This is a genomic window from Actinomyces sp. HPA0247, assembly GCA_000411415.1.
In the GTDB taxonomy this organism is placed as follows: domain Bacteria; phylum Actinomycetota; class Actinomycetes; order Actinomycetales; family Actinomycetaceae; genus Pauljensenia.
On sequence record KE150451.1, the window covers coordinates 445089 to 466933 of the forward strand.

Here is a 21845-nt window from a genome sequence, read left to right on the forward strand (position 1 = left end):
GAATCAGTGTCCTTCGGCGGCGTACTTCGCCTCGACAGCTTCCTTCAGCGGGGCCCACCACGCCTCGTTCTCGGTGTACCAGGCGATGGTGTCGGCCAGGCCGTCGCGGAAGTTCGTGAACTTGGGCTCCCAGCCGAGCTCGGTGACCAGCTTGGAGTTGTCGATTGCGTAGCGCAGGTCGTGGCCCGGACGGTCGTTGACGTGATCGAAGTCGTCGGGCGCGTAACCCATCAGCTCGTTCAGGATGGCGACGACGTCGCGGTTGTTCGTCTCGCCGTTCGCGCCGATCAGGTAAGTCTCACCGATGCGGCCCTTCGTGAGAATGTCCCACACGGCCGTGTTGTGGTCGCGCACGTGAATCCAGTCGCGCACGTTCAGGCCATCGCCGTACAGGCGGGGGCGCACACCGCGCAGGCGGTTCGTGATCATACGCGGAATGAACTTCTCGATGTGCTGGTACGGGCCGTAGTTGTTCGAGCAGTTCGAGATCGTGGCCTCGACGCCGAAGGAACGCACCCACGCGCGCACCAGCAGGTCCGATCCAGCCTTGGACGAGGAGTAGGGCGAGGAGGGGTTGTACGGCGTGGTGGGCGTGAACTTCGCGGGATCGTCCAGCTCAAGGTCGCCGTAGACCTCGTCCGTGGAGATGTGGTGGAAGCGAACCTTGTGGCGGCGCACAGCCTCCAGCAGGGTGAAGGTGCCCACCAGGTTGGTCTGAATGAAGGGCGAGGGATCGAGGAGGGAGTTGTCGTTATGCGACTCGGCGGCAAAGTGCACAACCGCGTCAGCGTCGGCGACGACACCATCGACAAGGTCCGCATCAGCGATGTCACCCTCAACGACGGTCAGGCGGGCAGCGAGCTCGGCGGGCACGTCGGTCAGGGATGCGCGGTTGCCCGCGTAGGTGAACTTATCCAGGACGACGACATCGACGTCCGGATGATCCTCCAGCAGCGTGTGAACGAAATTCGCTCCGATGAAGCCAGCACCGCCGGTCACAACGATCTTCATAAGGTCTTCTCCTTTGCGCGCCCGTGGGCGTCCGAGGGTGTTACTCACCCAATTCCTGCCCCTATTATGCCGTAGTTCTCACGCTTTCCCTGACACTGGCCTCCACTACCCCGTCGGATACGTCACTATTCGCCACGGCGGAGGTCCCCTGACCAGCCGCTCCACACTGATAAATTGGACGCATCCCCAACAGAAACGGATCCCTCGTGACTCGCCTCGTCCCCTCCCTTGCGTTGCTTGCGCTCTGTGCGCTCGCCACGGCCTCGTGCTCCCTGTCGGAGGACGCCCAGAGCGCACAGTCGACGCCTACTGTCTCCGTTTCACCCGGAGACCCCGGTCAGCCCTCAAGCTCGGCCAGCCCGACTCTGCGCGCTGCGTCGCCCGGATGCGCTGCCATGGACGCGATTTTCACCGAAGCCCTGAACGGCTCCGAGACCGGCCAGGCCTACCGGGCACTGGCAGCCAAGCGCTCGGGGGAAACCAACGCGGACGAGCGCCACCGCGCATGGGAAGCCTTCGCAGCCGCATTTAAGAACGACTATTCCGACCGTCTCGCCCAGGCAGCCTCGGACGAAACCTCCAAGCAGGCCCTTGACGCCCTCTCGGTGTATGTCGCGCGCAACGCAGCCCTCGACTCCGGCGCCATCCCCGAGTTCGCCGATCAGCAGGCCGCCGAGGAAGCGCTCAAGCGCGGCGAACAGCCCGAGACGAACCCCGCCTACACCCAGGCCCTCGCCGAGGCCACGGACGCCCATGCCACGCTCACGACCTGTATGCCGCACTGGCCCGTCGTCTTCTAGCTTCTCCTCCCGCTCGCGCTCACCGGGCAGGGCCCGGACTCGTGTACATTAGACGTACCTATTCCGGACAGATTGGCTCGATTCATGGCACGTGCGTTCGCCGACCACCTTGCCTCTGCGCGAGAGCGTTTCGTCTCCACCGCAGCACGACCCCTCGCCTTCGTCCTCCTGGTCCTCGGCGTCCTCGCCGTGGCCACCGGCTGGATCTTCGCGTCCCCTCCGGGGTCCGCACCCGACGATGACTACCATCTCGTGTCCGCGTGGTGCCCGCGACCCATCGAATCCTCCTGCCAGACGACCATGGTCGAGGGACAAGTGAATGTCCTTGTCCCCGAGACCGTGTCGCATGCGCAGTGCGAGGCTTTCCACCCGGAAACATCTCACGCGTGCGTCAAGAAATACTCGGACGACACCTTGTTCCCGTCGTATCGCTACGATGATGGCCAGTATCCGCCGGGTTTCTACCACTTCCACCATCTGCTGACGGGGCACAACGTGGAGAGCTCCGTGTGGCACATGCGCGCCGCGAACGTTGCCATCCTCCTCATTCTGTTGGGGGCGATCATCGGCCTGTCACGCCGTGAAGTCAGAACCAGTGTTGCGCTGGCAGCACTCATCGCGTGGACGCCGATGGGCCTGTATTTCATCGCTTCCAACAACCCCTCGTCCTGGGCTATCACCGGCGTCTTCTGCTACGGCGCAGCCCTGTATGCCGCACTGCACGCTCAGGGATGGCGACGTTGGACCCTGCTGGGCGTGGCCGGCCTGTCTGCACTCCTGTGCTATGAATGCCGTGGCGATGCGTCCTTCTATGTGTTCGTTGCATCCCTGGGCATCCTGATCCTGCAGGCTCGCAGGCGGCATCTGCCCGAAATCGGGGTTGCCACCGTTCTGAGCGCGATTGGCGTGTGGCTCATGCTCGGCAGCGGCCAAGCATCCAACGTCTCTCACACGAGCGACGCAACCGTGACGTTGCAGGATCGTATCGATATCGCGGTGATGAACGTGCGCTACCTGCCCGATTACTTCGCGGGCTTCCTCGGACTGTACTCCGGGCCGGGCTGGCGCGACACTCCCCTGCCGGGCTACACGACCATCCTCGGGCTCCTCGTCCTGGGTGCGGTGCTCTTCTACGGCGCGCGCACCGTGAGCCTGCGCAAGGCCCTGGCTGCTTTCATGGTCTTTGGCGCGATGGCGGGAATCCCGCTCTTGATCGCGACACCCACCGCCTTCCCCAACCTCGGCGGGTATCACTCGCGCTACGCGTTGCCTCTGCTGGGCACGTGGCTGATGATCTGGGTGACGTCAGCCGTGAAGAAGCCGTCCCCGACTAAGGGACAGTTCACCTTCTTCGTCGTCTTCCTCAGCGTCGCACAAGCGGTCGCGATGCACACGACGATCGCCCGCTATGTCCGTGGGCTCCTGTGGATTCCCCACATCGGATGGATCGCACCGGGTAATCTGAATGGTGACATCCAGTGGTGGTGGGCCGACATGCCGCTGAGCCCGATGGTCCTGTGGGGCCTCGCCTCGCTGGGATACACGCTTGCCCTGGTGAGCGCCATCTACCTGTTGCGTCAGCGCCGGGTGGAGGCGCCCACCTCGTCCACTCCGAATGAAGAGGAAGAAACCGCATGAGCGCAACAGTCACCGTCGTCGTGCGCACGCGTAATCGCCCGGCGATGCTCACCCGTGCCCTCGCGTCGATCGCTTCGCAGAGCTTTGACGACTACGAGGTGGTCATCGTCAACGACGCCGGCGACGAGGCCGAGGTGCGCTCGATCGTCAAGAAACAGAAGAGCGCCGTGCGTTCGAAGATCACGATCGTCACGAACGAGGTCTCGAATGGTCGCGAGGCGGCGCTCGAGTCTGGCCTGGCCGCCTCGCACTGCACCTACTACGCGGTCCACGACGATGACGACTCCTGGCACCCGCACTTCCTGAAGAAGACGGTCGCCTACCTGGACGAGCATCCGGAGGCGGGCGGTGTTGCGACCCGCTGCGAGATCATCCGCGAACGCGTGCGCGCCGACGGTACCTGTATCGAGATCGAGCGCGAGGTCCTGTCGACGGACAACTACGGCCTGTCCCTCGTGGACATGATGGTGGAGAACTACACGCCACCGATCTCGCAGCTGATTCGCCGTGAGGTCGCGGACCGCGTGGGTCACTGGGATGGGTCGCTGCAGACGCAGGCCGATTGGGATTTCAACCTGCGGCTGCTGGCGGATTCCCCGGTCGGTTTCATCGACGGGGAGCGGCTGGCCTATTGGCATCACCGTGACACGATGGATGCATCGCTGGGCAACTCCGTCGTCACGGACGCGTACCTGCATAAGTGGGATAACCTGCATATCCGCGACCGCTACCTGCGCGCGATGCTGGCGACGGACGATCCCTCGTCCCCGCACTTGGGTCAGGCGCTCCTGTCGGCGGAGTACTACCGCCGTATGCGCGAGGAGCTGGGGCGCGTGGATTCGGGTTTCCATTCCTCGTTGAATCTCGTGCACGTCAATATGCTCAACACGATGACGTCCCTGCACGAGCAAGTGCACGAGCTGCGCGGCGAGGTGAGCGCTCTGCGTGCGCAGCTCGAGGCGGGTTCGGTCCTGCAGCGGTCGCTGCGTCGGACGGTCTCCTTGCCGAAGCGCGTCCTGCGCCGCCTGCTGGGGCGCTGAGCGACGCCACTGCGACGAAGGCGGGCCGGTCGTGGGAGAACCCACGACCGGCCCGCCTTCTTGTCTCTCTTACGGCAGCGGCCGCACGACATCTGACGTCATGCGATCCCACCCGTATCCGGCGGTGATGTGCTGCATGCGGGCGGGGCGCCCCATCCAGTCGGTATGAACGATCAAGTCGTCTCCGAGGTAGATGGCAACGTGCGTGACGGTCCCGCTCGTCGTGTAGAAGATGAGGTCGCCGCGCTGGCGCTGGGCGAGGGGCACGTGCTGGAAGTACGGGTAGGCGTAGAGCTCCTGCGACGTGCGATACGAGGGCCATGCGTGTTTGATGACGTTGATGGGCTGGGGGTCCAGTCCGGCGACGTAGAGGGACTGGAGGACCAGGCCGGAGCAGTCGAATCCCTGGTCGTAGGGGCCGGCCCCTCCCCACGTGTAGGACGATCCCGTCTGGTTCCATGCGTAGCCGATCATGGCCTCGACGCGCTCGTTGCGCGTGGCGGTCAGGGGCAGGGGCGTGGCCTGGTATTGGTCGACGGTCCACGGGTAGCCGGTGTCCATGGCGTCCCAGGTGGCTTTGTCGACGACGCCGGTGACGGGCAGTCCTGCGCGCTGTTGGAAGTTCTTGACGGCGGCGACGAAGGGTGCGTCGACGGAGGCGAGCTTGTTGGAATGCCACAGGCCGAGTCGGACCTGGGCGATGCGCACCTTGGTGCCATTCATTCCCCACGTGAGCGTATTGGTCGCGTCCCCGAGGCCCGTGATGTGGTCGGTGGGCTGCAGGTAGCCGGCCGGGGCCTCGTACCCGCGCCATGCGCCCGAGGCATCGAACTCGTAGCGGCGGCCACCGACCTCCAGGGGCTGCGTGCGCATGACGCCCGTGTTGGGGTCCAGGTAGTACCACTGTCCCCCATCATGCAGCCAGCCGCCCATCTGCGCGCCGCTGGAGGCGAAGTAATGCCAGCCGTCGGCGAGGCTAACCCAGCCGGTGCGCATCGCGCCCGAGGAATCCATGTAATACCAGGTGCCGTCCACCCCGGTCATGCCCGTGTGCATCACGCCGCTGGTGGGGTCCAGGTAGTACCACGAGCCTCCGTCACGCAGCCAGCCGCCCATCTGCGCGCCGCTGGACGCGAAGTAATGCCAGCCGTCGGCGAGGCTGACCCAGCCGGTGCGCATCGCGCCCGAGGAATCCATGTAATACCAGGTGCCATCCACCCCGGTCATGCCCGTGTGCATCACGCCGCTGGTGGGGTCCAGGTAGTACCAGGAACCCCCGTCTCGCACCCAGCCGCCGAGCAGCGTGCCGGAGGACGCCAGGTAGAACCAGTCGTTCCCGTCGCGGACCCAGCCGGTGGCCATGTAGCCGTTTGCGTTGAAGTAGTAGCGGCTACCCCCGATTGCCACCCACTGGGAGGCGGGGTAGGTGCCATCGGCGCGCCGCCACCACCAGCCGATCGAGTCGCGCACCCACGCTCCCCGACCGGTTTCGTCCGGGGCCGTCATCGTCGGCGCTTCGGTGGTGACCGACGAGGCCTGGGCACCCCGTTCCTGCCCGCTCGCGCTGGAGTCGGTGGCCTCGGGCGCGCCCGTGGGCGGGAGGCTGGGCGTCGCGGACGGCGTCGTCTCGCCGGCGGACTGGGCCGCGGTGGAACTCTGTGCGGAGGATTGCGGCGCGGTCTCCTCACCTGCGTCAGCGCGGGCCTGTGCGGGCAGGGCGATGAGGGCGAGGGACAGGGCTGCGATGAGGGCGCGCGCGGAGGCGCGGCGGGCGAGTGTGGGCGTCGGTGCCATGGCTGTGCCTTGTCGCTGGACAACAGTTCTCCTATAAGTGTAGGACGATTGTCGCAGCGCGCGCGGGCGTTTGGGCCCTCCAAGCAGACAAAGGCCGGGCTCAGCGGTATGACTCCGCTGAACCCGGCCCTCCATCGACGTCAGTGGGTCAGTCCTCAGTCTCGAGCGCGTCGGCCTGCTGGGCCTGCATGCGCGCGAGGTGCTCGTAGTCGGCGGCTCCGCGCTTGGGTACGTCGCGCATGGGGCGCGCAGGCGTCAGGCCCGTGAAGGAGGCACCCAGGTTGACCAGTCCGCCGGACTCCATGCCGGGGCCGGGCAGCACGTCGAAGCGGCGCGCCTTCTGGAGGGCGTCGATGACGCCTGTCATGTCGTGGTTCTGGATGGCCGCCGAAATCGTGTAGGCGCCCGGGTTGAAGGTCAGGCGCGGGATCTCGACGTCCAGGTGGCCCGTGCCCGGTTCGATCGAGGTCGGCACGTAGCAGGCATCCATGCCGTGCAGGCCCCATACAAAGACGCCCTCGCGAGTGTCGATGGAGGCGCCGAAGACCGGGGATTCGATGCGTTCCTTCGCGCGGTAGTGCAGGCGCAGGCGCACGGGATCACCCGGGTAGACGAGAGACGTCGGCTCGCCCGAAGCGTTGAGCAGGTCGATGCGCTCGATCATGGCCTCGCCGCTGCCAAAACGCGTCCCGCCGCCCTCGACCTCGACGGCGTGGTGGGCGACATCGGAGTAGGTGTCGATGACCTCGGCGGCGGCTCCCACGTCGACGAGGGTGCCGTGGTCCAGCCATGCGGCCTGGTCGCAGAAGGTACGCATCTGCTCGAGGCCGTGGGACACGACGACGACCGTGCGTCCCTGGTCTTTGAGCTGGGCGAACTTATCCATGCACTTGTTCTGGAATTCCATGTCGCCCACGGCCAGGACCTCGTCGACGAGGAGGATATCCGGCTCCACGTGGATGGACACGGAGAATCCCAGGCGCACGTACATGCCCGAGGAGTAGTTCTTGACGGGCTGGTCGATGAAGCGCTCAACGCCGGAGAAGTCGATGATCGCATCCAGCTTGGAGTCGATCTCCTTCTTGCTCATGCCCAGGATCGCGCCGTTGAGGTAGATGTTCTCGCGGCCCGACAGCTCGGGGTGGAAGCCGGAGCCGACCTCGAGCATGGCGGCCATGCGGCCCGTCGAGGAGATCCTTCCCTTGTCCGGGGTGAGGATCTTCGCGATGCACTTGAGCAGCGTCGACTTGCCCGAACCGTTGTGGCCGAGCAGGCCGAAGGTCTTGCCCTGCGGGATATCAAAGGAGACGTCGTCGAGGGCCCAGAACTCCTCGAACTGAGCGCGCGAACGCTGCAGGAACGCGCCCTTGAGGGACTGGTTGCGGTTCTTGTAGATGCGGAAGCGCTTGGAGACGCCCTCCACCGAAATCGCGTTCGTCATCAGAGTTCCTCCACGATTCGTGCCGAGAAGCGGCGGAAGATCAGCGAGCCGAGGCCGAAGATACCGAAGGCCCAGGCGGCGCAACCGAGCCACACCTGCCAGGACGGCATCGCGAAGCCGTACAGCGTCGAGCGGTAGGCCTCGAGGAAGAGCTCGGCGGGGTTGAGGCGGAAGATCGTGACGATCGGGAGGGGCTCGCCACCCCAGGTCCAGCCCTTGGCCGCCAGGTCGGTCTGGACCTTGTTGAGCATCGACAGGGAAAAGACGACGCCCGAGGCGTACATCCAGATCTGGTTGAAGATCTGCCACAGGTGCGAGATGTCGCGGAAGTACACCGACGCGATCGACAGGATGAGGCCCATGCCGATGACGAAGAGCATCGCGAGCGCCGTGATCACGATGACTGCGGGGATCATGAGCAGCACGCCGGGGCCACCGGCGATGCACATGATGACGATGATGACGGCCAGCTCGAATGCGAAGTCGTAGGCCAGGGCCAAGACCGAGGAATAGATGAGGACCTGGCGTGGGAAGTAGACCTTCGTCAGCAGACCCGAGTTGCCCACGAGGGAGTCCATGCCGCGCTGGATGCCGCTCGACATGAAGTTCCAGGCGATAACACCCACGCCGATCCACAGCGCGAAGGACGACAGCCCCGAGTTCACGCCCTTGTCGGCCTCGCCGCGGAAGACGACACCGAAGATCAGCGCGTACACGGCGATCGTGGCGACCGGGTTGATGAAGGACCAGAGGCGGCCGAGCGCGGTGCCCTTGAACTCCGAGGAGATCGAGCGCTGCGCCATGCGCATCGTCAGGTCAACGACCCGTTTCGTCTCAGACACGGCTACTCCCATCGCTTCTGTCGTGGTCAGGAAAACTATTCTACTTGCGATCAGTCGGCGTGAGCGCGAGGTAGCGCTGCGTGAACTCCACGATCACGACGCTGGGCTTGTAGGCCTCGATGAGGGAGGCGACATCCGTCGGGTTGTCCGTGTCGAGACCGTGACCGACCTGGATCGTGTACTCGAAGGTCGCTGCGACCTCGGGACCCAGGTTGTTGCCCTGCGAGTCACGCACGATGAGCGCGGTGCCGCGCCCGTTCGGGTTGTAGGTGAGCGCCGGCTTGTTCTGGAAGTCGACGGGGCTGGCCAGGGACACCTCGGGGGCACTCGCCACCTCGGCCAGGCGCGCGGTCGTATCAGCCAGCTCGTCGCGGCTCTCCAGCTGCAGGAGGTGGACGCTGCCCGGGTCCTGCTCGTAAGTGGGCACAGCCCACGGCCCCACCTGAGCGGGGCCACCCAGGGCCTCGTACTCGTTGGGAGCGTCCGCGCTGGTCATGCCTGAGGGCGACAGGGACGGCAGATCCGCGAGCTGCGGGTTGACCGCGCCCAGGCAGGATAGCGTCTGGTTCCACGCGACGTGCGCGGCGTAGGGCGACCAGTGCGGGTTGACCGTCGAGTACAGCGGTGCTTCGCTGCCCGCTCGGGCCTCGCGCAGCCCCTCACGCACATCCACCCAGGCGTGGGTGGGCAGCGCGGAGCGCATGAGGTCCAGGGAGGTCGTTCCCGTCAGCGGATCGGCCCACTGCGGGAGCTTATCGGAGTAGACGTCCCACGTGGCCGGGGCAGGCAGGAACAGCGCGGTCGCGCCCTGCGCGTTGGCTGCGGTTTCGATGCCGCTCATGTAGCGGTCCCACGCGCTCACCTGGTCGGCGGTGGGGCGTACGCGGCCCAGCGCCTGGGAGAAGTTCGCGTTGAAGACGTCGGAGAGGAACAGGTAGCCGTCGCGCCCCTCGACGTAGGTGGTCACGCCGGTCATGCCCTTCTCAAACGAGGCCTGCGCGGCGTCGGTCGGCAGGTATCCCGCGGTGCCAGCGACGCCGGGCGTCCAGGGGCCCACGTCGGCGCGCGGGGTGGGCGCGCACACCTCGGGCAGTGACTGGGGCGTGGTGCGTGCAAACGACGAGGCCTGGGCGGCCGGTGCCGCTGCAACCTGAGGGGCGGGGTGGGTGGCCTTGTACCACACGCCGACCGTGGTAGCCGCGCACGCCCCCGCGAGGAGAATCGCGAGAGGCACGTAGTGGAGGCGGTGCTTCCACGAGCCGGTGGGGACTCCCTCATCGAAAGAGATGTCGCGCAGACCCGACTCGGATTCCTTGAACTGGCCGGTAGCCTTCTTCTCGCTCACTTGGTCTCCCCCTCGGCTTGCGCGGACGACGCTTCGGCCTCCATGACCGTCGCGATCCTGGTCGAGGACAGGGCCGGCGTCACGATGCGGCGCGCCACGGCCTCGTACGCGGGACGGAAGTGCTCGATGAGCTTATCCATCCATCCGGGCAGGTAGTTCTTCTGGCTCATCGCGGGCTTCTCAATGAGGTGCCACGACAGGTAGGCCAGGATGTGCACGGTCACGACGACCGTCAGGTGGTAGGCGAGCCAGCCGCGATCCTGCAGGTGGAAGTACGCGGCGAAGGCCATGATCGGCCACGCGTAGATGTAGATGCCGTAGGACAGGTCGCCGTGCTTCTCCCAGTTCTGCAGAGGCAGGCGGATCGCCAGGTACATGAGGAAGTACAGGAAACCGTACTGACCGATGATGTTCCAGCCGCCCGACGCGTAGGACAGGACGCCGAAAATCAGGCCACCCCACGCCAGGCGCGAATCCATGGGGATCTTGTCGCCGTAGAGCGTGAAGAGCATACCGAAGGCGAAGGGACCCATGAACATGAGCATGTAGGGGTCTCGCAGCAGGTAGTTGACGCTAGCGACCTGCCCCGCGCCCATCCACTGCAGGGCGTTGAGGACGATGAGGGCGAGGGCGAAAGCGCCGCCCACCTTGCGGTTCGCCAGCGCCCCGAACAGGCCGAGAATCGCCACCAGGATGTAAGCCTTGAACTCATAGATGAGCGTCCAGGCCGAGCCGTTCCAGTCACGCGCGCCGTGCAGGATGTAGTACGGCAGGTTCTCGCCCATTCCAGCGATGTTGCGCTGTCCCAGGTGGAGGAACATGTTGTTCACGAAGTACGTGAGCGGGGACTCGGTGGCCGGGTGCAGGTAGCCGGAAATGTTGTGGAACGTGTGCCAGTAGGCGATCGGAGCGAGGATACCGACCGTGAACAGCAAGGCCGCCCAGAAGGCCGGGAAGATACGCAGGACGCGGCGCCACATGTAGCGCCAGATCGTGGCGCGTCCCATGCGCGAGCGCGTGATCAGGAATCCCGAGAAAAAGAAGAATCCCGCGACGGCGACGCCACCGATGGACTGTTCCTTCGAGATCTGCACGCCCAGGTCCTCGCCGCCGTAAAATCCGGCGATCGGTCCGGCGTGCGAGAAGATGACCATGAAGGCCATCAGCCAGCGCAAGAACCCGATCGAGTTGGACCTGGAGTTGAATGCCTGCGCGACGGACTGGGGCGTGTGCGGGGCCGCAGCCCGAATCGTGGAGGCCAGGCTCATCGCTCACCCTTCATGGATCGGATCTTGTGGGCGAACCCTCGGGCCGCTCGGTACGCCGGCTTGAGAGCGTTGCCCAGGCCGGGGGTACGCACCATGATGTTGGTCTTGACAGCACCCAGCAGGTTCGGGACCGTTCCCATGCGCGCCTTGAGGAAGGGCACCTGGTCGATCGCGAATGCGGGCATCATCGACGAGGTCGCGGCCAGCTTGTACTCGAGGTAGCCGTAGTACACGCCCGCCCACTTCGGGGTCATGACGGGGCGGACGTAGTAGCCGCGCGACAGGACCGCGTAGGCCAGGAGGCGTTCGATGACGTGGGCCAGCGATCCGTCCTTGTAGCCGCCCTCTTCGGGGAAGTCCTCGGGGACGAGGCCGGCGCCGGTCAGCAAGGACAAGGCCTCGGGGCGCGCGATGAACATGGAGCCGTAGGGGGCCAGCGGCTGGTCGTCGTCGAAGGGGACGGTGATGCCGACCCTCTTGGCGAACTCGCGGGCGGGGGCGCGGTTCGCGAACCACGCGTGGCCCATCGTCGGGTACCCCATGTGGGGCATAGGCGCGATGGCCATGCCCAGGCCCGGGTGGGCGGCGAAGTCGGCGAGGATGCCGGCCACGTGATCGGAGGAGGCCAGCAGGTTGTCGTAGAGGTGCTCCTTGAAGAGCTGGGCGGCGTTGTAGTCGTCCTGAACGGACTTCTTCGAGTGGATCTTCACGACGATGTCGTACTCGCCCGACGTGAGCACGTCGCCACAATCCACGAGGAACGCGCCGATGTCGCGGCCGCGGTTGGAGGACACGACGCGCACGTCGGCGTCCACGCCTCGTTCCGAAGCGCGCGCCTCGATGAGCGCCTTGTTCTCCTCGTTCGAGGTCGTGGCCACCAGGTGGTAACCGGCGGGCAGGACGCTCAGGCGGTCGAGAATCTCGTCGGCCATGTCGGCGTAAAAGATGTGTGCGACGGCAAGGACCTTGAGGGAAGCGGCCGCATCCAGGGTCGCCTGGTCGGCGCGCGGCGGGACGACGGTCGTCAGGCCCGCGTTCGTCACGAGGTCACGCGGACGCGAAGTGCGCGCGAGGTTCGTGAGGATCAGGTCGGTGTCGTAGCCCGCCCGCTCGGCCAACTCCAGCATGTCCGCGCCGATGATGGCGTGGCGGTCCAGGTAGAGCGGGTCGTGGAAGAGGTTACGGCGTTTGAGGATCGGGCAGCCGTCCGCGAGCAGCAGCGAGGCGTTGTCGAAGACGGGGTTACGCGAGGGGTAGTCCTCGCGCGGGTAGGCAACGACATGCGTGTAGCCGAGGTCCCCGAAGTACTCCGTGAAGCGCGACTCGTGCCATTGGATCGAGTCGTTGTAGGAGCGGATCGGGGGCATCTCGTCCCAGTACTTGCGGAAGTCCGGGGAGCTGAGCAGCGGGTTGCGCACGGCGATCCAATGAGACTGGATGTGCCGGGGCATGCGGGTGGCTGCCAGGAAGGGGTGGGGGCGCACCTCGTCGTGTTCGGTGATGCCCCAAAAATCCACCGCTCCGGCGGCCTCGACGCGGTCGAAGAGGTTCTTCCACGGGTTGATGGGCGCGAAGAAGGTGTAGTTGAAGAGGATCAGCTCGTCGATCTGGCCGAGGCGATCCCAACCAAAACGTGCGATGCCGTCGCGGTATCCGCCCACGTCGAAGCCGGTGTTTTCCCGCTCGAAGACCTCGGTGGCACCCTTCAGGAGGCGCTCGCGCGCGGTGTCGTCCAGAGGTGAATTGGAGACGACGAGGATCTCATCGAGGTACTCGCGCAGCGAGGTCAGGCACTCGACGATGTAGTCGTCGACGAGGCCCTGCGGATCAAAGAACAGGAAGATACCGGCGCGCTTCACGGTCTCACTCCTCCGCAGCGTCGACGGCGGCCAGGATCTGGCGGATCTTCGTGGCGTCGCCCCACACACCGGGCGAGTCGTAGGGACGATCCGGGAACGCCCCATACTCGAGCGTGATGTCCAGGTCGTTTTCGCGGATGTAGGCCTCGACGCGGTCGGCGAGGCTCATGGGCTCGCCGCTGCAAATGTTGATGATGCCGTCGATCTCGTCCTGGGAGACGGCGGCGGCGATCTGGTAGGCCAGTTCCTGGATGGAGAGGAAGTCGTAGAGGTTCTTGCCCGTGGTGAAGGGGAAGGTCTTCTTGCCTTCCTGGGCGGCGGCGAGGAGCTTGGAGAAGATCGAGGAGCCGTGCGCGTCATCGCCGACGATGTAGTAGCCGCGCAGCCACTGCATGGTCGCGCCGTGCTGGGCGGTCAGCAGCGTCGTGATCTGTCGCAGCGCGTTCTTGGAGATGCCGTACAGCGATGCGGGGTTGCACGGGGAGTTCTCGTCGATGGCACCCTCCCAGTAGCCGACCTCGTGCATGGAACCCATGACGGCGACGTGGGTGCAGCCACCCTTCAGGAGGTTCTCAATGAAGTGGTAATGGGCGGGCAGGTCCTCAATGTGGGCCGGCGAGTTGTGCACGAAGCCGTCGCGCCACGCGAGGTGCAGGACCACGTCCGGGCGTCCGAGCTGGTCGTAGATGTCAGCGTCTCCGCTGAAAATCTGGGTATCGATGCGTCGCGCGCGCTCGTCGACACCGTCGAGGCGGAAGTCGACGACGCTGACGTCGAGGCCGCGCTCCAGCAGGGCGTGAACAATGTGGCGGCCGATGTAGCCGCCGGCTCCGGTAACGAGGACAGTCTTCACCATGTGAGTCAGTCTATCAAGGCCGTGGCGCTGCGCAGCTCCGCCCCGCGTTGTGTGCCGTGACGCACCCGCCAGCCCAGGCCTCGTTCACGAGGCCGACTCTCCTATCGTCGGGGGCGCGCGGCGGTGCGGTGGCGCAGTGCACGGGGCAGGGCGAGGAGTCCTTGGAGGACTCCGCGGGCGACGGGACCGCGACCGCCCGAGCGCACGGCGCGTGCGATGGAACGCGCAATCGCGCGCGCGACGACACCCCAGGGGGCGTGCTGGGCGGCAACGATGATGCGATTGCGGGCGTTGACCCTCAGGAACATGGGCGAGGACGTCCCCGAGGAGGCGGCGTGCTCGTGGTCGACGATGGCTCCGGCGACGAAGCGCACCTCGTATCCGGCCTCGCGCAGCTTGTAGGACAGATCCGTGTCCTCGTAGTACATGAACAGGTCGGTGCGCACGCCCCCGACAGTGCGCCACGCGTCGGCGTCGATCGCGCACGCGCCGCCACATAGGCCAAAGACCTCGGGCGCAGGCAGCGGGGAATCGGCGGGGGCCAGCCAGGAGCGGTCGTACCCGTTGCCCGCATTGTCGACCTCATTGCCGGTGGAGTTAATGAGGACCTGCCCGCCGCCCTCTGCCTCGCCAACGCGCGTCCAGCGACTGCCGTCGCGGGCGACGAGGAATTCCTTGTCGGAAGGGGTGGAGGGGCGCCAGGTACCCGTCAGGAGAATGAGCGCGGTCGTGGCACCCACGGCCTCGCCCAGGGGAGCCAGGAGCGCGTCGAGGAATCCGTCGCGTACGGTTGCGTCGTTGTTGAGCAGGACGACGGCCGACTCGCTCAGGCCGGCCGCTCCGGCCATGACGCCGGCACCGAAGCCGTCGTTCGTCCCTGCGTTCACGAGGGACACACGTGCGGGATTGGCGCCGCCGCGCAGCTCGCCCAGGCCCTCACGCAGGACGGTCAGGGAGTCGTCGTCGGATCCGTTGTCGACGATGACGAGGTGGTCCCCCTCCCCCATCTGCGGGGCAATCGAGTGGGCGGCACGCAGGGTGAGCGGCGCGTTCTTCCAGTTGACGAGGATAACCCTCGCGCTGCGTGCCCTCATCGCCCACCCGCCAGGTCTGCGTAGACGGCGGCGTGCTCGGCGGCGGAGGCCTCCCACGTGTAGTCGCGGGCGCGCTCGATACCGGCGGCGGCGAGCCGGTCGTGCTCGCTCCCCGAGGCCGCTTCGAGGGCCTCGGCGAGGGCCGAGGCGTCGGTGGCCGGCACAAGGATTCCCGCGTCGTCTCGCGTAATCTCCGCCATGCACGTGTCCGCGCTGGTCACGACGGGGGTGCCGTGCGCCATGGCCTCGAGGACGGGCAGGCCGAAGCCCTCCCAGATCGAAGGGAACGTGAAGACGCGGGCGCCCGCGTACGCGCAGGCCAGGTCGGCGTCGTCGAGCCGCCCGAGGACGTGGACCCGCTCGGGAGGCAGGGGCGCGTCCGTGGGGTCGGATCCCCACCCGGCGGGTCCAACGAGGACAAGGTCGAGGTCGGTGCCGCCCAGCTGCTCGTAGGCCGCCAGGAGGGTGGGCAGATTCTTGCGCGGCTCGCGCGTGCCGACCCACAGGATGTAGGGGCGCACCAGGCCGTGGTGGGAGCGGAAGTCCTCCACCTGCGCCTTCGTGACGGGTGTGTGGCTCAGGCCGTGCGGGATGACGGTGATGCGCGAGGCGTCCAGGCCGGCCTGAACACAGTCGTCGGCGGTGGCCTGCGAGGGGACGATGATCGCGTCGGCGCGCTTCTTCGTGATCTCGAGGGCGCGGTGAAAATAGGCCGAACCGTGGGCCGTGAAGTGGTCGGGGTCGCGCAGGAAGGCGACGTCATGGACGGTGACGGCCAGAGGAAGCGAGGTCGGCGGGATCGCCCAGGTCGTCGCGTGCACGACGTGGGCTCCCCCGCCCGATCCGACGCCGAGCATCCGGTCCACGCTGGGCATACTCAGGCGGTCCCAGGCGGCGTAGAGCGCGCGCCGAGGCAGCGAGGAGTTGAGGACGGGAATGGTCAGCCCCACCTGCTGCGGGGTTGGCTCACTCGCGCCGTGGCGCGCGGCGACACCGATAGCACGCACGCCCTGGCCTGCCAGGCGGGAGGCTACTTCGACGATGTACCGGCCGGAACCCCCGGGCACCGGCTGCCACATTTGTTCGACGACCATTCCAACGTTGACGCTCATACGCCCAGGGTAGTTCACGGGCGCGCGGGGGCGGGAACAAAAGGATGAGTGAGCGCAAAATGGAATACGATAAAGGGACCAGTTGTTGCTCCCGACCCAATGGGGATGATCGTGGCCCACTTCGTTTCTCACTCGCAGCCGATCCGCGTCCTGCTCGACGGGACCGCGATCCCCGCAGACCTGGGCGGCGTCGGCCGCTACGTGGACGACCTGGTTCCTGAGCTGGTCGAACAGGGCGTGGACCTGACGATGGCCGTCCAGGAGCGCGACGCGGAGCACTTCGCGACCCGCCTGCCCTTGGCGCGCATCATCCCGATTTCTCCGCGTTTCGAGTCGCGTCCGGCGCGCATGGCGTGGGAGCAGACGGGCCTGCCCAAGCTGATCCGCAAGGTGCGCCCCGACGTCCTGCACTCCCCCCACTACACCTGCCCTCAGTTCCCGGGCGTCCCCGTCGTCATCACGCTGCACGACGCGACCTTCTTCTCACACCCGCAGGCACACTCGCCTCTCAAGCAGCGTTTCTTCACGGCCGCGATTCGCCGCGCGATTCGCCGCGCGGACGCCCTCGTGGTGCCTTCGCTGGCGACGCGCGACGAGACGATCAAGTACGCGGGTGGGGATCCCTCGCAGTTCTACGTCGCCTACCACGGCGTGGATCGTTCGATCTTCCACCCGGTCTCCGACGCTGAGCGCGAGCGCGTCAAGGCCTCGCTGGGCCTGGAGGGCCGCGACTACATCGGCTTCCTGGGCACGCTGGAACCGCGCAAGAACGTCCCGAACCTGGTGCGCGGCTGGGTCAAGGCCGTCTCCGACCGTCCGAATCCGCCCGCCCTCGTCCTGGCTGGCGGCAAGGGTTGGGACGAGGACATCGACCCGGCCTTGGCCTCGGTCCCCGAGCACTTGACGGTTCTGCGCCCCGGCTACCTGCCCCTGGAGGACCTGCCCGGTTTCCTCTCGGGCTGCGTCATCCTGGCCTACCCGTCGATCGCGGAGGGCTTCGGCCTGCCGGTCCTGGAGGCGATGAGCTGCGGCGCCGCAACGCTGACGACTCGCCTGACCTCCCTGCCCGAGGTCGGAGGCGACGCCGTCGCCTACTGCGACATCGACCCCGACTCGATCGCCGCGGCCCTCACGGAGCTGCTGGACGACCCTGCGCGTCGCGAGGCGCTGGGGGCGGCGGCGATTCCGCGCGCCGACGAGTTCACGTGGGCCCGCGCCGCTTCGGTTCACATCGAGGCTTTCGGCGCCGCCGCCCGTTCCTGAGTCGACCGCGCCCGAAGGATGCCGCCGCATGCCCACGTCAGCGTCGCAGCGCCGCACGTTTGTCGCCGCGCTCATCCTTGTCGCCGCGGCGATTGTGGCCTCGCTGGCCTGGGTCGTGGCATCCCCGGTCGGGTCTTCCCCGGACGAGGACTTCCACGTTGGCTCCATGTGGTGCCCTCCCCCGGTGGACAAGACCGGCTGCCAGATTTCCACCGAAGACGGCGAGAAGGCCGTCATGGTACCGCAGTCGCTGGCCAAGGAGTACGTCACCTGCTACGCCTTCGATCACAATAATTCCGCGCAGTGCACCCTCAACGCCTCGGACGAGGAGCTGGCGCCAACACTGCGCTGGGACGACGGGAACTACCCGTGGGGCTACTACCAGTTCGCCCACCTCTTCGTTCAGCACTCGACGAGCCACGCGGTCCTCGCGCTGCGCACGGTGAACACGCTGCTGGCGATCGGCCTGATCGGCGCGATCATCGCCCTGGCTGATTCGGGCCTGAAGCGCGCGATCAGCGTCGCCGTGACGGTGGCGTGGCTGCCGATGGGCTTCTACTTCGTCACCGGCATGAACCCGTCGTCGTGGGCGATGACGGGCACGTTTGCGTTTGCCGCTGGGCTACTGGCCGCCACCCGTTCGGTGGGGCGACGCCGGGTGGGCCTGATCGCCTGCGCCCTAGCCGGCGCGGTCTTGGCGTGCACGTCGCGCGGTGACAGCGCCTTCTTCCTCTTCGTCGTCACGGTCGCCCTGGCCTTCGCGGTGCCGCTGAGTAAGCGCATCATTCCCGAGGCCGTAGTGGCCTGCGTGGCATCGGTCATCGGCGTGCGAGTGATGTCCTCGACGAACGTTTCAGCAAACCTGGCGACGGCGCAGAAGGGTGTCGTGACCGCCGGTCGGCACGAGATTCTCATGCAGAACCTGGATGCGCTGCCCAACTACCTGCGTGGCTTCGTCGGCCATTTGCTGGGGCCGGGGTGGAACGACGTGTCCTACCAGGGCACCGTCTCCTACGGCGCCTCCGTCGTGGTCGTCGCCGTCCTGTGCTGGTCGCTGCGCTCACTGTCCTGGCGCAAGGCCCTGTCAGCGATCACGGTGGCCGGTGCAATCACTGGCGTTCCCGTGGTGATCGGCCTGCGCGGACACTTCAACAACGTCCTCACCTACCAGCCGCGCTACATGCTGCCGCTCTTCGCGGTATTCCTACTCATGCTTCTGGCTCCCTCCCCCGCCCGTGCGGACGAGGCGGGGCAGCGCGTGGGAAGCGCCGCCTTCCGCGTCCCCACGAGCATCGTCGGGCGCGTAGGCACGGGCCTCGTGGCGGCGCTGTGGGCACTCACCAACGCCCGGGCTCTCTACCTCGTCATCGAGCGCTACGCGTTCGGGCGCACGGCTCACGCAATGCCCATCGACCTGTCGATGCGGAACCTCAGCGAGAGGAACGAGTGGTGGTGGCCAACGGCTCCGATCGGCCCAATGGCCGTGTGGATCCTTGGCGCTCTCGCTGGCGCAATCGCGATTGGCCTAGCCGTTGTCCTATGGCAACGCTCCCCCGGAAAGGCGCCCAAGCCTCGTCGATAGACACTTCACACCCAAACTGTTCACAAATCTAATCACGAGTGCTATGCTCGAACATGTAGCACTCAAACAACCTTGTGAACGAAAGGTGGCGGCATGCCCACAACCAACGTCGGCACGCTCAGCGAGCCCCAATTCAACATCCTGACCACACTGGCCAAGACAGATACCCCCCTCACCCAGCGGGCACTGTCGGAGGCCACCGGCATGAGCCTCGGGCGCGTCAACACAGCCACCCGCGAATGCGAGGCCGCCGGCTACATCGACGACCGCACAATCACCGATGCCGGTCGCGAAGCACTCGAGCCCTACCGCGTCACGGGCGCCGTCATCATGGCCGCAGGTCTGTCCTCCCGCTTCGCCCCCATCAGCTACGAGCGCCCCAAGGGCACGCTCAAGGTGCGCGGCGAGATCCTCGTCGAGCGTCAGATCCGCCAGCTCCACGAAGCCGGCATCACGAACATCACGCTCGTCGTTGGCTACAAGAAGGAATACTTCTTCTACCTGGCCGACAAGTACGGTGTCGACATCGTCGTCAACCGCGAATACGCCACCCGCAACAACAACGGCTCCCTCTGGCTCGTGAAGGACCGCCTCGACAACACCTACGTGTGCTCCTCGGACGACTACTTCACCACGAACCCCTTCGAGCCCTACGTCTACAAGTCCTACTACTCGGCGAACTACGTCGAGGGCCCCACCGACGAGTGGTGCATCAAGACGGGTCCGGCCGACCGCATCACGGGCGCGACCGTGGGCGGCGCCGACGCGTGGGTCATGCTCGGCCACGTCTACTTCGACCGTGTCTTCTCCGCGACATTCCGCGAGATTCTCGAGCGCGTCTACGACAAGCCCGAGACGGTGTCGAAGCTGTGGGAGTCCATCTACCTGGACCACATCAAGTCCTTCGACATGGTGATTCGCCGCTACCCGGACGGCGTCATCCACGAGTTCGACTCGGTCGACGAGCTGCGCAGCTTCGACCCCCTGTTCATGGAGAACGTCGACTCCGAGGTCTTCGATCACATCGTGGCCACCCTGGGCTGCCAGAAGTCGGACATCCGCGACTTCTACCCGCTCAAGCAGGGCATCACGAACCTGTCGTGCCACTTCGCCGTGGGCGACAACGAGTACGTCTACCGCCATCCGGGCATCGGCACGGAAAAGATCGTGGACCGCAGCGCGGAGTTCGCCGGCCTGCGCCTGGCCGCCGAGCTCGGCATCGACGACACCTTCCTCACGGGCGACCCTGCGGCCGGCTGGAAGATCTCGCGCTTCGTGCGCGACGTGCGCAACCTGGACGTCACCCGCGACGAGGAGCTCAAGGCCGCGATGGAGATGGACCGCGCGCTGCACACCTCCGGTCGCGTGCTGGACCGCTCCTTCGACTTCGTCACCGAGGGCCTGCGCTATGAGGGGCTCCTCAAGGCCTTCGGCCCAATCGACGTGCCCGGATACTTCGAACTGCGCGACAAGGTCCTGCGTCTGAAGGCCTTCGCGGACGCCGACGGCTTCGACAAAGTCCCCTCGCACAACGACTTCTTCCCGCCGAACTTCCTGGTGGACAAGGACGGAAAGATCAGCCTCATCGACTGGGAGTACGCGGGCATGTCGGATGTGGCCGCCGACTTCGGCACCATGGTCGTGTGCACGGCTGAGATGACCCGCGAGCGCGCGGCCGCCGCCCTGGAGTACTACCTGGGCCACGCGCCCAGCGAGGCCGAGGCGCGCCACTTCTTCGCCTACGAGGTGTTCGCCGGCTGGTGCTGGTACCTGTGGGCGCTGGTCAAGGAGGCTGAGGGGGACGACGTGGGCGAATGGCTCTACATCTACTACTCGCACGCGACGCGCACGCTCGATTCCCTGCTCGCTTCGTATGAGGCCGCCTCGGCCTCGGGCGCACAGGCTGTCAAGGAAGGTGAACTGGCATGAAAACTCAGCACGGAGGCAAGCGTTACGGCATCTTCTCGGGCGTCCTGTGGGGCCTCGACACGGTCGTGCTGGCGATCGCGCTGGCCATGATCCCATTTGCCGACTTCGGCCAGTCGGCGCTCGCCGGCGCGGTCCTGCACGACGTTGCGTGCGCCGTGATCCTGCTCGTGTACATGGCGGTTCGAGGCCGACTGAAGGACACCTGGGCGGCGCTGCGCACGCGCCCGGGCAAGTCGGTGATTGCGGCGGCTCTGCTGGGTGGCCCGATCGGCATGAGCGGTTACCTGATTGCTATTGACAACATCGGCCCTGGCCTGACCGCGATCATCTCGACGTTCTACCCGGCTCTGGGAACGCTGCTGGCGTTCGCCCTCCTGAAGGAGCGGATGGCCCCTCGCCAGATCATTGCTCTGCTGGTCGCGCTCGGTGCCATCGTGGTGACGGGCTTGTCGGCGACCTCCGACCCCGTTGAGGGCGGCAACGCCATCCTGGGTGTCGCCGGCGCGCTGGCGTGCGTGATCGGCTGGGGGTCCGAGGCCGTGATCCTCACGTGGGGTATGCGCGACGAGGCCGTGGATAACGAGGTGGCGCTCCAGATCCGCGAGACGACCTCGGCGCTGGTCTACCTCTTCGTTGTCGCCCCGATCGCGGGGGTCTTCGGCTTCACGCTGCACTCGCTGGCTCACCTGTCCGCGGGCGTGGTGGCTCTGGCCGGCCTGGCGGGAACGGCCTCGTACCTGTTCTACTACAAGGCCCTGTCGGCGATCGGTGCCTCGCGCGGCATGGCCCTGAACATCTCCTACTCGGCGTGGGCAATCATCTTCGCCCTGGTTCTGCAGGGCACGGTACCCACGGCTACACAGGTCGTGTGCTGCGTCGTGATCCTGGTCGGCACGGTCCTGGCGGCCACCCCCTCGTGGGGTGACCTGCTTCCCAGGCGCGCGAGTACCATCACGGACGACAAGGCGTGA

Annotated in this window: 17 protein-coding genes; 7 read left to right on the forward strand and 10 right to left on the reverse strand. The window is 66.3% G+C overall.

Annotated features, from left to right (window positions below):
- Positions 1–3 precede the first annotated feature (3 nt).
- Entirely contained in the window at positions 4–1011 is a 1008-nt protein-coding gene (gene rfbB, locus HMPREF1478_RS07060) for a dTDP-glucose 4,6-dehydratase (RefSeq protein ID WP_016461393.1), read from the reverse strand.
- Between the two features lie 206 nt (positions 1012–1217).
- On the opposite strand from rfbB, the gene HMPREF1478_RS07065 reads away from it, so the two are divergent.
- From HMPREF1478_RS07065 to HMPREF1478_RS07075, 3 genes are all read left to right on the forward strand, one after another.
- Positions 1218–1811, forward strand: coding sequence for a hypothetical protein (locus HMPREF1478_RS07065; protein WP_016461394.1), 594 nt, complete (start codon positions 1218–1220; stop codon positions 1809–1811).
- 84 nt (positions 1812–1895) lie between these two features.
- Entirely contained in the window at positions 1896–3449 is a 1554-nt protein-coding gene (locus HMPREF1478_RS07070; protein ID WP_016461395.1) for a DUF2142 domain-containing protein, read from the forward strand.
- On the forward strand, positions 3446–4489 hold the full coding sequence (locus HMPREF1478_RS07075) for a glycosyltransferase family 2 protein (RefSeq protein WP_016461396.1): 1044 nt from the start codon (positions 3446–3448) through the stop codon (positions 4487–4489). Before HMPREF1478_RS07070 ends, HMPREF1478_RS07075 begins: the two co-directional genes overlap by 4 nt.
- 69 nt (positions 4490–4558) lie before the next feature.
- On the opposite strand, the gene HMPREF1478_RS07080 is transcribed toward HMPREF1478_RS07075, so the two are convergent.
- The 9 genes from HMPREF1478_RS07080 to HMPREF1478_RS07120 form a co-directional block, all read right to left on the reverse strand.
- Positions 4559–6283 (reverse strand): C40 family peptidase, encoded by a 1725-nt coding sequence (locus tag HMPREF1478_RS07080; RefSeq protein WP_016461397.1) that lies wholly within the window; start codon positions 6281–6283, stop codon positions 4559–4561.
- A 148-nt stretch (positions 6284–6431) separates the two neighbouring features.
- The gene (locus tag HMPREF1478_RS07085) at positions 6432–7724 is read right to left on the reverse strand and encodes an ABC transporter ATP-binding protein (protein WP_016461398.1); all 1293 of its coding nucleotides are present in this window, start codon (positions 7722–7724) and stop codon (positions 6432–6434) included.
- Positions 7724–8566: an ABC transporter permease gene (locus HMPREF1478_RS07090; protein WP_016461399.1), complete on the reverse strand. Its 843-nt coding sequence runs from the start codon at positions 8564–8566 to the stop codon at positions 7724–7726. Before HMPREF1478_RS07090 ends, HMPREF1478_RS07085 begins: the two co-directional genes overlap by 1 nt.
- Before the next feature lie 40 nt (positions 8567–8606).
- Positions 8607–9911 carry an alginate O-acetyltransferase AlgX-related protein gene (locus HMPREF1478_RS07095; protein WP_016461400.1) on the reverse strand — a complete coding sequence of 435 codons (1305 nt, stop codon included), beginning with the start codon at positions 9909–9911 and terminating at the stop codon, positions 8607–8609.
- On the reverse strand, positions 9908–11179 hold the full coding sequence (locus tag HMPREF1478_RS07100; RefSeq protein WP_016461401.1) for an acyltransferase family protein: 1272 nt from the start codon (positions 11177–11179) through the stop codon (positions 9908–9910). The genes HMPREF1478_RS07095 and HMPREF1478_RS07100 overlap by 4 nt, the downstream gene beginning before the upstream one ends.
- The gene (locus HMPREF1478_RS07105) at positions 11176–13038 is read right to left on the reverse strand and encodes a rhamnan synthesis F family protein (RefSeq protein ID WP_016461402.1); all 1863 of its coding nucleotides are present in this window, start codon (positions 13036–13038) and stop codon (positions 11176–11178) included. Before HMPREF1478_RS07105 ends, HMPREF1478_RS07100 begins: the two co-directional genes overlap by 4 nt.
- A 4-nt stretch (positions 13039–13042) precedes the next feature.
- Positions 13043–13894: an NAD-dependent epimerase/dehydratase family protein gene (locus HMPREF1478_RS07110; RefSeq protein WP_016461403.1), complete on the reverse strand. Its 852-nt coding sequence runs from the start codon at positions 13892–13894 to the stop codon at positions 13043–13045.
- 101 nt (positions 13895–13995) lie between these two features.
- Entirely contained in the window at positions 13996–14988 is a 993-nt protein-coding gene (locus HMPREF1478_RS07115) for a glycosyltransferase family 2 protein (RefSeq protein ID WP_016461404.1), read from the reverse strand.
- Positions 14985–16100, reverse strand: coding sequence for a glycosyltransferase family 4 protein (locus tag HMPREF1478_RS07120; protein ID WP_016461405.1), 1116 nt, complete (start codon positions 16098–16100; stop codon positions 14985–14987). Before HMPREF1478_RS07120 ends, HMPREF1478_RS07115 begins: the two co-directional genes overlap by 4 nt.
- A gap of 99 nt (positions 16101–16199) precedes the next feature.
- On the opposite strand from HMPREF1478_RS07120, the gene HMPREF1478_RS07125 reads away from it, so the two are divergent.
- The 4 genes from HMPREF1478_RS07125 to HMPREF1478_RS07140 all read left to right on the forward strand — a co-directional run bounded on the left by HMPREF1478_RS07125 (position 16200) and on the right by HMPREF1478_RS07140 (position 21845).
- Positions 16200–17363 carry a glycosyltransferase family 4 protein gene (locus HMPREF1478_RS07125; RefSeq protein WP_034475360.1) on the forward strand — a complete coding sequence of 388 codons (1164 nt, stop codon included), beginning with the start codon at positions 16200–16202 and terminating at the stop codon, positions 17361–17363.
- Positions 17364–17391: 28 nt separating this feature from the next.
- A complete protein-coding gene (locus HMPREF1478_RS07130) occupies positions 17392–18945 on the forward strand; it encodes a DUF2142 domain-containing protein (RefSeq protein WP_016461407.1) in 1554 nt (517 codons plus the stop codon).
- A 93-nt stretch (positions 18946–19038) separates the two neighbouring features.
- On the forward strand, positions 19039–20874 hold the full coding sequence (locus HMPREF1478_RS07135) for a phosphotransferase (RefSeq protein ID WP_016461408.1): 1836 nt from the start codon (positions 19039–19041) through the stop codon (positions 20872–20874).
- Complete coding sequence (locus HMPREF1478_RS07140; RefSeq protein ID WP_016461409.1) at positions 20871–21845, forward strand: DMT family transporter; 975 nt, start codon at positions 20871–20873, stop codon at positions 21843–21845. Before HMPREF1478_RS07135 ends, HMPREF1478_RS07140 begins: the two co-directional genes overlap by 4 nt.